The following is an 11896-nucleotide window of genomic DNA, read 5'->3' on the forward strand; positions in this document are numbered from 1 at the left end:
GTCAGCACGCCAGGTGGTCGGGGGAGTCGAGGACGGCAGCCAGGAGGCGTGGGAAGCCCCACTGGTAGAGACCGTGCTCGCGGTCGATCTTCTCCCTGGCCTTGCAGCCGGTGGCCAGGCACGCGGTCTCCAGGAGCCGCCTGGACGCGGGGCGGTGGAGCAGGTCGCGACTCACGTCGTCGACGAGGTCCTTGAACCGGATCGGCTTCTTCGCCGGCACCCACGCCTTCGGCTCGCGGTAGCGCAGGCCGTGCGACGGCCACCAACCGCCCGCCATCGACCAGTGCATGCTCATCGAGCCGAGCGCGCGGGCCGGGGACGCCCAGACGTCGTCGGTCACCGGTGTGCCGTCGGGTCGCGGCCACGCGTGCGGGGACAGCCCGAGACCCGAGGCCTGCCAGATCATCGCGTTGGCGCCCGAGTCGTTGCGGGTGGGGCGACCGACCTCCACGCCGAGCGCCCGGTAGGTCGCGACGACGTCCTCGCTCGGGTCGCGCAGCTTGTCGCCCGCCGATGCCCGGAACTCCTTGCTGGCGACCAGCGCCCGCAGCACCGGGACGATCGCGGTGTCGTTGCGCAGGTAGACCTTCGCGAGCCGCTTCACCAGCGAGCGCGGCGGGTCGTCGCGCACGAACTTCGTCGCCAACCGCTCGCACACGCGGTGCGCGGTGTCGGGGTGGTGGGCGAGGTAGCGCAGGTACTCCTTGGTGACCGCTCGGCCGTCGGCCTTGCGGTTGGTGTGCGAGAAGCCGCGGACCTCGACCTTCCCCGTCCAGTGGTCCTCCTTGACGTAGGACCGGTCCCAGCTCTTCCACAGGTCCACGTGCCAGCCGGTGAGGATCCGCGCCGACGCCTTCACGTCGTCCTCGTCGTACTGGCCTGCGCCGAGGGTGTGCAGCTCGAGGAGCTCGCGGCCGAGGTTCTCGTTGGGTGCACGCTTCGTCGAGGTGGCCGCGGAGAGGAAGATCAGCATCGCGGGGTGGGTGGTCGTCTCGAGGAGCAGCTGGTCGAAGCGACCCAGGGCGTGGCGTCGGATGGTGTCGCCGTAGTCCACGCGCCAGGTGAACTGCGCGTCGCCGCTCACCGGCACGTGCAGCATGCCCTCCCAGAACTCGGTCATCTTCTCCAGCACCGGTCGGCGGGTCCGGATGCGCCGCACCAGCAGCCAGCGCCCGTAGTCCTCCATCACCTGCCAGCCGCCGCGGACCTCCTGCACCTGCCGCTGCCAGAGGTCGGCCGGCTTCCGGTCGAGGTCGGGCCACCACCGGCGCACGGCCTCGGCAGGCGCGTCCGGGAACGAGCCGGGGCGGGTGAGCTGTCTCTCGAACCACGCCGAGGCGCCACCGGCGCGGCGTACGTCCCGCGCGAGCGTCGCGTCCACGCCGTAGCCGAAGCGCGTGACGAGGTGCCGCTGCGAGGGTGACAGCAGGGTTGGTCGATCCTTGGCCACCGAGGTCCTCCCAAACCCGAGCCGTTCCGAGACGCCACACTGTCCCACGCGACACCCCGGACGAGAAGTCGAACAGCGATTTCCATTTGCGCGCGCGGCTGCGGTGCGATCCCATGCATCGGTGGTGATCGAGGAGCTCGACCCGACAGACTCAGCCGGACGGACCACCTGGCACGAGGTGATGGAGCAGGCCGTACGCGCCGACCGCCCCCACGCCCTCACGACCACTCTCGCGGCCTTCGAGGTCACGGCGACGTCCCCGAGCAGCCACCACGCACGATCGTGGCTGCGGGCCGTCGTCGGCGGGGAGGTGGTCGGGGTGGCCGAGCTCGAGCTGCCCCTGACCGAGAACACCGACGTCGCGTGGGCCGAGGTCCACGTGCTGCCCGGCCACCGGCGCCAGGGCGTCGGGCGCCGCCTGTGGGAGGCCCTCGTCGAGCGTGCCCGGGCAGCGGGCCGGACCCGCATCGGGGGAGAGGTGAGCGTCGACGTCGACGTCGCGGGGGCGGCACACGAGTTCGCCCGTGCGACGGGCGCCGTCGAGCGGCACCGCGAGGACCACCTCCTCGCCCGCCTGCCGGTGCCCGGTTCACCGGTCCATCCGGCGTACGAGGTCGTCCTGTGGCGCGGCCGCTGCCCCGAGGAGCACCGCGCCTCCTACCTCGCGATGCGCAACCAGATGAACGCCGACGCCCCGACCGGCGACCTCGACCTCGAGCCCGAGGTCCTCGACGACGCCCGTCTCTCGGCGTCGGAGGAGCGGCTGACCCGGGCGTACGACGTGCGGGTGGCCGCTGCCCGGCGGCGCTCGGACGGCGTCTTCGGCGGCTACTCGCTGCTGTTCGTGCCGCACGGCACCGACTACGGCTGGCAGGACGACACGCTGGTGATGCCCGAGCACCGCGGCCACCGCCTCGGGGCTGCCCTCAAGGCGGCCAACTACGCCGACCTGCCCGCCGAGGTGAGGCACGTGCACACGTGGACCGCGCCCGACAACACCGCCATGCACCGCACCAACACGGCCCTGGGCTTCCGGGTGGTGGAGCACATGTACGAGATGGACGTGGCCATCGCCTAGGGTCTGGCCTCGAGGGGCGGTAGCTCAGTCGGTCAGAGCAGAGGACTCATAATCCTTGGGTCGTGGGTTCGAGCCCCACCCGCCCTACGATCAGCCCTACGAGCAGCACGGGGGCGGGGTCATCCCTCGCCGGCGATGAGGAAGCCGTCCCCCTGCCGGGCGAGCTGCAGCCGCCCCTGCTCCGTCGTGGTCCGGCCCGACGTGGTGACGAACTCGATCGTGTACGTCGCCGTCAGGGACCGCGGGTCGGCGCGGATGTCGCGTGGCGTGGCCGACTCGATCGTGCTCCAGAACCCTTGGTAGCCCTCGAAGCCGCCGCTCGCCGCCTGGAACTCCGGGGTGAGCATCGAGAAGGTGGTCTCGGGGTCCGAGGTGACCTGGGCGAAGTAGTCATCGACGAAGGTGCGCATCGCAGCAGGGGTCGCGCCCGGCCCGTCGGACGGGTCGGGATCGGTGGCCGGCTCCTCGCTGGGCTCCTCGGTGGGCTCCTCGCTGGGCTCCTCGCTGGGCTCCTGCGAGTCCGACCTCGTCGGCTCCGCCGTGCCGCCCGACGGGCCCGGGGACTCGTCGTCGGGCCGCAGCAGCCACGCCCCCAGTCCCAGCAGGAGCACGAGTGCCAGCACCGCCGCGACGGCGCCCACCGGCAGCCGACGGGAGCCGCTGGGGGCGAGCGGAGGAGACGGTGCCTCCTCCGCCGGCGCCCCACGGGGGACCACGGGGGCCGCGGTCGTGCGCGTGGCCGGTCCGGGTTCGTCTGCCGTCGAGGCCGCCCCTGTGTCCGCCGCCAGCACGGCCGTCGGGGCGGCGTCGTGGTTGGAGGAGTCGTACGTCGCGGGCGCGGTGCTCGGCTCGCCCCGGGCGATGCGCCGGAGGTCGTCGCGCACCCGAGCGACGGGCCAGCGCCGCGCGGGGTCCTTGACCATCATGACCGCGAGCAGCCCGGACACGGGGTCGTCGGCGGGCAGCCGCGGCGGGTCGCCGTTGACGATCCGGTAGAGACCGCCGAGCACGTTCTGCCCGACGTCGTAGGGCGCCCGGCCGGCGGCCGCGTGGAAGAGGGTGGCGCCGAGGGACCAGACGTCGCTGGCCTCCGTTGCGGGCTCGCCCGACGCGACCTCCGGTGCGAGGTAGGCGGGAGAGCCCGTCACCATGCCCGTCTGCGTGAGGGCGGTGTCGCCGGAGGTCCGGGCGATGCCGAAGTCACCGAGCTTCGCGTGGTCGTCCGCGGTGATGATGATGTTGCTGGGCTTCACGTCGCGGTGGACGATGCCCGCCCGCCCGGCCTGGACGAGTGCGTCGGCCGCCTGGGCGAGGATCGCCGCCGCGCGCTGCGCCGGCAGGGGACCTTCGGCGGCAACCAGCTCCGCGAGCGTCCGGCCGTCGACGTGCTCCATCACGAGCCAGTAGCAGTCGTCGTCCTTGACGAGGTCGAAGATCGACACGACGTGCGAGTGGCTGATCCCGGCTGCGAGCCGCGCCTCTCGCTCCGCGCGGAGGACGTCGTCGTCGGTGGTCCCCGGCAGCAGGCCGATGCGCTTGACCGCGACGCGGCGGTCGAGCAGCTCGTCGTGCGCGAGGTGCACCACGCCTGCACCGCCGCGGCCGATCTCCCTCTCCAGGCGGTACCTGCCTGCAATCACGTGGGCCCCTTCCGTGGCTGACCTTCAAGGCTAGTCATCACACGTCACACGTCCTCACCCGATGGGACCAGTCGTCCGCACCGCCGCTGGACCCCGCCTGCGGGTACTAGCACCATCGGACATCTCGTCGGCGAGCCTGCCGAGGACGAGGCTGGTCCCACCCACAGAGGAGGACCCCATGCCCAGCACGAACACCATCCCCGGAGCACTCGCCCTCACCGCAGCCCTCGTCGTCGCGCTCGCGGCTCCCGCGGCCTCGGCCGGCGGGGACGACGACCGCGTGATCCGCACCGGCAGCTGCAGCGGCAGCGCCGACTGGAAGCTCAAGGTCAAGACCGACGACGGCCGGCTCGAGGTCGAGGGCGAGATCGACAGCAACGTCTCGGGCCAGCGTTGGCGCTGGACGCTGCGCCACAACGGCTCCGTCAGCGAGCGCGGCGTCGGGACCACGACCGGTCGCAGCGGCTCATTCGAGGTGGAGCGCAAGGTCGTCGACCTCGCCGGGACCGACGCGATCGTCTTCCGCGCCGCGCGCGACGGCCAGGTGTGCCGGGGTGTGGTCAACTACTGACCTCACCGGAGGTACGCCCATGCGCTGGCTGACGAATCCCGTGGCGCAGTTCCTCGCCGCGGGATTCGTCACGCTCGTCGTCGTGGTCGTCGCCACGAGCGCGCTCAGCCGCTCGGCCGCCGACGAGGAGGCGATCGCCGATGCCCGGTCGCTGACGTGGGTGCTCGCCCGGTCGGTCGCGCAACCGGAGATCCCCCGGGGCCTGGTCGACGGCGACGCGGCAGCCATCGACCGCCTGGACCGCACGGCCCTCGACCGGCTGCTCGTCGGCGACGTCCTGCGGGTCAAGCTGTGGGACGCCGACGGCACGGTGCTCTACAGCGACCGCACCGAGCTGATCGGTGCGGTCTACCCGTTGGGCGACGACGAGGTCGAGGTGCTCACCAACGGCGGAACCGAGGCCGAGCTCTCCGACCTCGGCCGTCCGGAGAACAGGTTCGAGCGTGCGCTCGGCGGCGACCTGCTCGAGGTCTACACCCGCATCGAGTCCCCCGAGGGACAGCCCCTGCTCTTCGAGGCCTACCTCGGCGTCGACGACATCCGGGAGAGCCGCGCGCAGATCCTCGACCGTTTCCTCCCGATCACCCTCGGTGCTCTCCTCGCTCTCGTCGCGCTCGGAACGCCGCTGGTCCTCCTCCTCTCGCGCCGCCTGTCGCGGGCGGCCCGGGAGCGCGAGCGGCTGCTCGAGGCAGCCGTGCAGGCCTCGGACGCCGAACGCCTGCGCATCGCGCGCGACCTGCACGACGGTGTCGTCCAGGACCTGGCAGGGTCGTCCATGGCGCTGTCCACCGTGGCCTCGAGGACCGATGGTGCCGCCCGTGACGAGCTCGAGGCCGTCGGCCGGTCGCTGCGGGTCAGCATGAGGTCGCTTCGGTCGCTGCTGGTCGAGATCTACCCTCCCGACCTGCACACCGGCGGCCTCGCGGCGGCGGTCGACGACCTGGTCGCGCCGCTGGTCGCGAGCGGGGTGGAGGTCGACGTCGACGTGACCGGCACCGAGGACGCGCCGCCACGCGCCGTCGAACTGCTCTGGCGGGTGGCGCAGGAGGCCGTGCGCAACGTGGCACGGCACTCCCGTGCCGACCGGATGTCCCTCACGGTGCGCCGCGAGGGCGACCGGATCGTGCTCGAGGTCGTCGACGACGGCGTGGGGTACGCCCGGGACGCCGTCGTCGCCGAGGACCACTTCGGGCTGCGCACGGCCCAGAGCCTCGTGCGCGAGCACGACGGCACGCTCGAGGTGGAGTCGGCCCCCGGGGACGGCACCGTGGTCCGGATGGAGGTCCCGGTCGGATGATCCGCGTCGTGGTGGCCGACGACCACGCCGTCGTACGCCGTGGCCTGACCGGCCTGATCGAGTCCACCGACGACCTCGAGGTCGTCGGTGTCGCCCGCGACGGAAGGGAGGCCGTCGCGCTCGTGCGGGAGATGCGGCCCGACGTCGCCGTCATGGACCTGCAGATGCCGGTGATGGACGGCGTGGAGGCCACTCGAGCGATCGTCGGGGAGGCGTCGGGCACCGGGGTGCTGGTCCTGACGTCCTTCTCCGACCACGCGCGGATCGACGCGGCGATCGGGGCCGGAGCGGTGGGCTACCTGCTCAAGGACGCCGAGCCGGAGTCCCTCCTCGACGGCATCCGCGCGGTCGCCCGCGGCGAGTCGCCCCTCGACCCGCGCGCGGCGAGGCGCTTGGTGTCGCGCACCGCCCACGGCCGGGGCGGGACGGTTCCGTCCGCCGCGGATGGTGCAGGGCTCTCACCTCGTGAGGCCGAGGTCCTCCGCCTCGTCGTCGAGGGCCTGCTCAACAAGCAGATCGCGGCCCGGCTCGGCATCACCGAGCGGACGGTGAAGGCCCACCTGACGTCGGCCTACCAGCGCATCGGGGTCGCCGACCGCACTCAGGCGGCGTTGTGGGCACAGCGGCACGACCTCGGCGGCGCCGGTGGCAGCGAAGGAGCTCGGGACTAGCTGCCCTCGCCAGCGATCAGCAGCTGGTCGTCGAATCGCTCGAGCTGGAGCCGCACACGCTGGGTGTCGCGCTCGCCGGACTTCATCACGTAGTCGACGGTGTAGCCCACCGTCAGGTCCGACGGGTTGCTCTCGATCTCCTCGAGCGTCGCGGAACGCACCCGTCCCCACCACCCCATGTATCCCTCGAAGCCACCGCTGGCCTCGCGGAACTCCGGCGTCAGCTGCTGGAAGGCAGCCTCCGGATCCGACGTCACCGTCTCGAGGTAGGAGGTGATGAACGCGTCCATCTGCTCGCGGGTGTCCTCCGCGGACAACGGGGGAGTGCTGCTGCCGGTTGCCTGCGAGGTGCGGGGCGTGCTGGGCCCGTCCTCGGTCACCGCCTCCGGTGTGTCACGACCTGCGAGGACGTACGCCGCCACCACGGCTGCGACCGCGAGCACCCCCGCCGCGGCGATGAGGCCCCACCGTCGGGCGCCGGGGTGCCCGGGGCGCGGGGGCGGGTGGACGGGCGCGGGCTGCTGGACCGTGGGCAGCACGCCGGTGTCCTGGCGGGGCGCGCTGGTGGCGGTCGCCGGAGCGGCAGCACGGATGGTCGAGAGCTGTCCTCGCGCGATGCGGCCCAGCTCGTCCCGTACGCGCGGCATCGACCAGCGCGCCTCGATGTCGCGGTTCATCATGACCGTCAGCAGGCCGGCCATCGGGTGGTCCCCGGGCAGGCGCGGCGGGTCCTCGTGCACGATCTTGTAGAGGGCGCCGATCAGGTTGTCGCCCACCTCGTACGGCGGCCTGCCGGTGACCGCGTGGTAGAGCGTGGCGCCCAGCGACCAGACGTCGCTCGCCGGGGTGGCCGACGATCCGGACGCCACCTCGGGGGCGAGGTAGGCCGGCGATCCGGTGACCAGCCCGGTCTGGGTGAGGGAGGGGTCGTCGGTGGCGCGGGCGATGCCGAAGTCGTTGAGCTTGGCGTCGCCGCCGGCGATCAGGATGTTGCTGGGCTTGACGTCGCGGTGGACGATCCCGAGGCCGTGCGCCTCGACGAGCGCGTCCGCCGTCTGTCCCAGCAGCCTCGCTGCCTCGGTCGTCTCCAGCGGTCCGGACGAGCGCACCCGCTCGCTGAGCGTCTCGCCGTCGACGAACTCCATCACCAGCCAGCGGACGTCGTCGGCGTCGACCAGGTCGAAGACCGAGACGACGTTCGGGTGGTTGAGCGCCGCGGCGAGCCGCGCCTCGCGCTCGGCACGCTCGAGCTCGGCGTTGTCCGAGCCCGGGATCAGCCCGATGCGCTTGATCGCGACCTGCCGGCCGAGCACCTCGTCGAGCGCCAGGTGCACCGTGCCGGAGCCGCCCCGACCGATCTCCCGCTCGAGCGTGTACCTGCCTGCGATCACGTGGCGTGCCTCCTGACTCCTCGCCCTAGGCTAGTGCCCGTCCACCAACCCGAGACCACCCGAAGGAATCCACGTGACGACCGCGAATGTCCTCGACGAGCTGGAGTGGCGCGGCCTCGTCGCCCACTCCACCGACCGCGACGCGCTCCGCGCGGCGCTGGGCGAGGGGAGCGTCAAGTTCTACGTGGGCTTCGACCCGACGGCGCCCAGCCTGCACATGGGCAACCTGGTCCAGCTGGTCACCGCGCGCCGCCTGCAGGACGCCGGACACACGCCCTACATCCTGGTCGGCGGCGCCACGGGGATGATCGGCGACCCGCGCGACTCGGGCGAGCGGACCCTCAACTCCCTCGACACGGTCAAGGAGTGGACCGAGCGCGTGCGCCAGCAGGTGTCGCGGTTCGTGTCCTTCGACGGGTCCAACGCGGCGACCACGGTCAACAACTACGACTGGACCGCGTCGCTGTCGACCATCGACTTCCTCCGCGACATCGGCAAGCACTTCCCGGTCAACCGGATGCTCGCCCGCGACACGGTCAAGCGTCGCCTGGAGTCGGGCATCAGCTACACCGAGTTCTCCTACGTCCTGCTCCAGTCCATGGACTACCTCAACCTGTTCCGCGAGCACGGCGTGCAGCTCCAGTTCGGCGGCTCCGACCAGTGGGGCAACATCACCGGTGGTGCGGAGCTCGTCCGCCGAGTGACGGGGGAGAACGCCCATGGCTTCGCCACGCCCCTGATCACCAAGACCGACGGCACCAAGTACGGGAAGACGGAGGGCGGCGCGCTCTGGCTGGACCCGGAGATGCTCTCGCCCTACGCCTTCCACCAGTTCTGGCTCAACGTCGAGGACGAGAAGGTCGGCGAGCTCCTGCGGATCTTCACCTTCCTCGACCGCGAGGAGGTCGAGGACCTCGAGAAGCAGACAGCGGAGAAGCCCTTCGTGCGCGCCGGGCAGAAGCGCCTCGCCGACGAGGTCACCGCGCTCGTGCACGGTGCCGAGGAGGTGGAGCACGCGAAGGCGGCCGCCGCGGCACTGTTCGGCGGGGGAGACCTCGGTGCCATCAAGCCGGAGACCCTCGCCTCGGCGCTGCGAGAGGCAGGCGGTACGACCCTCCCGCCCGGCGAGCTGCCCGGGATCCTGGACCTGCTGGTGTCCGCGGGCCTCGCCAAGAGCAAGGGCGAGGCGCGCCGGACCGTGGCCGAGGGGGGCGCGTACCTCAACAACGTGCGCGTCGAGGACGTCGAGCTGCAGCCGACCGCAGCCGACCTCGTGGCCGGCTCCTGGCTGGTGCTGCGACGCGGGAAGAAGAACTTTGCCGGCGTCGAAGTCGGCTGACCCAGTCGCCCCACCAGCCCCAACAGGCCTCTGACCTGCGGAAACGTCGATGTGCCCGCGGTCACATCGTTTCGATTTGCGCGATCTAGGCCAGACGCATAATGTTCTGTCTGTCGCCAGGGAGCGGCGGGGAGCAAGGCCGGTCAGGCCGGGCTCCCGGCCCCGGGCAGGACAACCCGAAGCGGTCATCGGTCACGGTGACACCACCGGGACAGAGCGGAACGGCCGAGGATTTGCAACGCCTCGGATTCGCTCGCTAGGTTTGACCAGTTGCCTCACGCAACCGAGATCCTCACCGGATCGCGATGTGGGTGCGTCTGATTCTTGAGAACTCAACAGTGTGTTTGATTAGTCGACGAATTAGTTTGTTATGCCCCGTTGGCACTGGCTTTGGTTGGTGTCGCGGTTTCTTTGACAATGATTCTGGCTGATGCCCTGGGCTCTTTTGGGTTTGGGGTGTCTTTCGCTAGTTTTGTTCAGTCGGGGGATGTGGCTCTTATTGATAGTCGCTGCCTGGCCTGTGGGTTGGGTGGTGGTGTTTTTCGATGGAGAGTTTGATCCTGGCTCAGGACGAACGCTGGCGGCGTGCTTAACACATGCAAGTCGAGCGGAAAGGCCACTTCGGTGGTACTCGAGCGGCGAACGGGTGAGTAACACGTGAGTAATCTGCCCTTGGCTTTGGGATAGCCACCGGAAACGGTGATTAATACCGGATACGACCACTTCTCGCATGGGATGGTGGTGGAAAGTTTTTCGGCCAGGGATGTGCTCGCGGCCTATCAGCTTGATGGTGAGGTAATGGCTCACCATGGCTTCGACGGGTAGCCGGCCTGAGAGGGTGACCGGTCACACTGGGACTGAGACACGGCCCAGACTCCTACGGGAGGCAGCAGTGGGGAATATTGGACAATGGGCGGAAGCCTGATCCAGCAACGCCGCGTGAGGGATGACGGCCTTCGGGTTGTAAACCTCTTTCACCCATGACGAAGCGCAAGTGACGGTAGTGGGAGAAGAAGCACCGGCCAACTACGTGCCAGCAGCCGCGGTAATACGTAGGGTGCGAGCGTTGTCCGGAATTATTGGGCGTAAAGGGCTCGTAGGCGGTTTGTCGCGTCGGGAGTGAAAACGCCGTGCTTAACACGGCGCTTGCTTTCGATACGGGCAGACTAGAGGTATTCAGGGGAGAACGGAATTCCTGGTGTAGCGGTGAAATGCGCAGATATCAGGAGGAACACCGGTGGCGAAGGCGGTTCTCTGGGAATGACCTGACGCTGAGGAGCGAAAGTGTGGGGAGCGAACAGGATTAGATACCCTGGTAGTCCACACCGTAAACGTTGGGCGCTAGGTGTGGGGTCCATTCCACGGATTCCGTGCCGCAGCTAACGCATTAAGCGCCCCGCCTGGGGAGTACGGCCGCAAGGCTAAAACTCAAAGGAATTGACGGGGGCCCGCACAAGCGGCGGAGCATGCGGATTAATTCGATGCAACGCGAAGAACCTTACCTGGGTTTGACATACACCCTGCCGCTCCAGAGATGGGGCTTCTTTTGGGGGTGTACAGGTGGTGCATGGCTGTCGTCAGCTCGTGTCGTGAGATGTTGGGTTAAGTCCCGCAACGAGCGCAACCCTCGTTCTATGTTGCCAGCACGTAATGGTGGGGACTCATAGGAGACTGCCGGGGTCAACTCGGAGGAAGGTGGGGATGACGTCAAGTCATCATGCCCCTTATGTCCAGGGCTTCACGCATGCTACAATGGCCGGTACAAAGGGCTGCGATCCCGTAAGGGGGAGCGAATCCCAAAAAGCCGGTCTCAGTTCGGATTGGGGTCTGCAACTCGACCCCATGAAGTCGGAGTCGCTAGTAATCGCAGATCAGCAACGCTGCGGTGAATACGTTCCCGGGCCTTGTACACACCGCCCGTCACGTCACGAAAGTCGGCAACACCCGAAGCCGGTGGCCCAACCCTTGTGGAGGGAGCCGTCGAAGGTGGGGCTGGCGATTGGGACGAAGTCGTAACAAGGTAGCCGTACCGGAAGGTGCGGCTGGATCACCTCCTTTCTAAGGAGCACGCGCCCCGATGCCAGGCGGATGTTCTGGCACGCATGGTGGTGTTCACTAGTGGAATCGTCGATGGCTGGTCGGGGTCCCTTCGGGGGTCTTGGCTGGTTGCTCATGGCCCTGCGTTGGTGGGGGATGGGGTCAGGCACACTGTTGGGTCCTGAAGGATCAGCCGGATGGTTGGTTGTTCTGGTCCTCCCTTTGCTCGTGGGTGCCCTGTGTGGGTGGTCGGGGGTGTTGGTGGGGTTGTTGTTTGAGATCTGCATAGTGGACGCGAGCATCTTTGTAGCCGCCCGCCCTTTCGGGCCCTTTCGGGTTGTACCGGTTGGGTTGTGGTTGGTTGCAAGTAGTTCAATGAGCTCAAGTTTTTGAGTTCTGGCGTGGCCTGTTTTTCCTGACGG

The 11896-nt window shown here is 69.3% G+C and carries 8 protein-coding genes, 1 tRNA gene and 1 rRNA gene; 7 read left to right on the top strand and 3 right to left on the bottom strand.

Translation table 11 applies throughout. The annotated features are described in order from the left end of the window. Nucleotide 1: 1 nt before the first annotated feature. Nucleotides 2–1450, bottom strand: a complete 1449-nt coding sequence (locus tag EXE59_RS15655; protein ID WP_168218547.1) for a DUF1800 domain-containing protein — start codon at nt 1448–1450, stop codon at nt 2–4. A 121-nt stretch (nt 1451–1571) separates the two neighbouring features. Here EXE59_RS15655 and EXE59_RS15660 point away from each other — a divergent pair, with 121 nt between their 5' ends. Further along, nucleotides 1572–2528 (top strand): GNAT family N-acetyltransferase, encoded by a 957-nt coding sequence (locus EXE59_RS15660; RefSeq protein ID WP_168218548.1) that lies wholly within the window; start codon nt 1572–1574, stop codon nt 2526–2528. A gap of 13 nt (nt 2529–2541) precedes the next feature. Next, nucleotides 2542–2615 (top strand) — tRNA-Ile (locus EXE59_RS15665). 32 nt (nt 2616–2647) lie between these two features. Here EXE59_RS15665 and EXE59_RS15670 read toward each other — a convergent pair. Next, nucleotides 2648–4168, bottom strand: a complete 1521-nt coding sequence (locus tag EXE59_RS15670) for a serine/threonine-protein kinase (protein WP_135839736.1) — start codon at nt 4166–4168, stop codon at nt 2648–2650. Nucleotides 4169–4346: 178 nt separating this feature from the next. Here EXE59_RS15670 and EXE59_RS15675 point away from each other — a divergent pair, with 178 nt between their 5' ends. From EXE59_RS15675 to EXE59_RS15685, 3 genes are read left to right on the top strand one after another with little or no spacing between them, the layout of a single operon-like run. Beyond that, the gene (locus tag EXE59_RS15675) at nt 4347–4739 is read left to right on the top strand and encodes a hypothetical protein (RefSeq protein WP_135839737.1); all 393 of its coding nucleotides are present in this window, start codon (nt 4347–4349) and stop codon (nt 4737–4739) included. Nucleotides 4740–4758: 19 nt separating this feature from the next. Further along, the gene (locus EXE59_RS15680; protein ID WP_135839738.1) at nt 4759–6036 is read left to right on the top strand and encodes a sensor histidine kinase; all 1278 of its coding nucleotides are present in this window, start codon (nt 4759–4761) and stop codon (nt 6034–6036) included. Next, nucleotides 6033–6707, top strand: coding sequence for a response regulator (locus tag EXE59_RS15685; RefSeq protein WP_135839739.1), 675 nt, complete (start codon nt 6033–6035; stop codon nt 6705–6707). Before EXE59_RS15680 ends, EXE59_RS15685 begins: the two co-directional genes overlap by 4 nt. On the opposite strand, the gene EXE59_RS15690 is transcribed toward EXE59_RS15685, so the two are convergent. Continuing rightward, nucleotides 6704–8098, bottom strand: a complete 1395-nt coding sequence (locus tag EXE59_RS15690; protein ID WP_135839740.1) for a serine/threonine-protein kinase — start codon at nt 8096–8098, stop codon at nt 6704–6706. The genes EXE59_RS15685 and EXE59_RS15690 overlap by 4 nt on opposite strands. 73 nt (nt 8099–8171) lie before the next feature. Between EXE59_RS15690 and tyrS the strand changes: the two genes are divergently transcribed. Next, nucleotides 8172–9437 carry a tyrosine--tRNA ligase gene (gene tyrS / locus EXE59_RS15695; protein ID WP_135839741.1) on the top strand — a complete coding sequence of 422 codons (1266 nt, stop codon included), beginning with the start codon at nt 8172–8174 and terminating at the stop codon, nt 9435–9437. A gap of 542 nt (nt 9438–9979) precedes the next feature. Next, a 16S ribosomal RNA gene (locus EXE59_RS15700) occupies nt 9980–11495 on the top strand. Nucleotides 11496–11896 lie beyond the last annotated feature (401 nt).

Source organism: Nocardioides eburneiflavus (assembly GCF_004785795.1).
Taxonomy (GTDB): domain Bacteria; phylum Actinomycetota; class Actinomycetes; order Propionibacteriales; family Nocardioidaceae; genus Nocardioides; species Nocardioides eburneiflavus.

Bases quoted from the DNA above. Each gene is read 5' to 3' on its own strand.
- EXE59_RS15685 (WP_135839739.1), top strand. From the start codon at position 6,033: ATGATCCGCGTCGTGGTGGCCGACGACCACGCCGTCGTACGCCGTGGC.
- EXE59_RS15680 (WP_135839738.1), top strand. From the start codon at position 4,759: ATGCGCTGGCTGACGAATCCCGTGGCGCAGTTCCTCGCCGCGGGATTC.
- EXE59_RS15675 (WP_135839737.1), top strand. From the start codon at position 4,347: ATGCCCAGCACGAACACCATCCCCGGAGCACTCGCCCTCACCGCAGCC.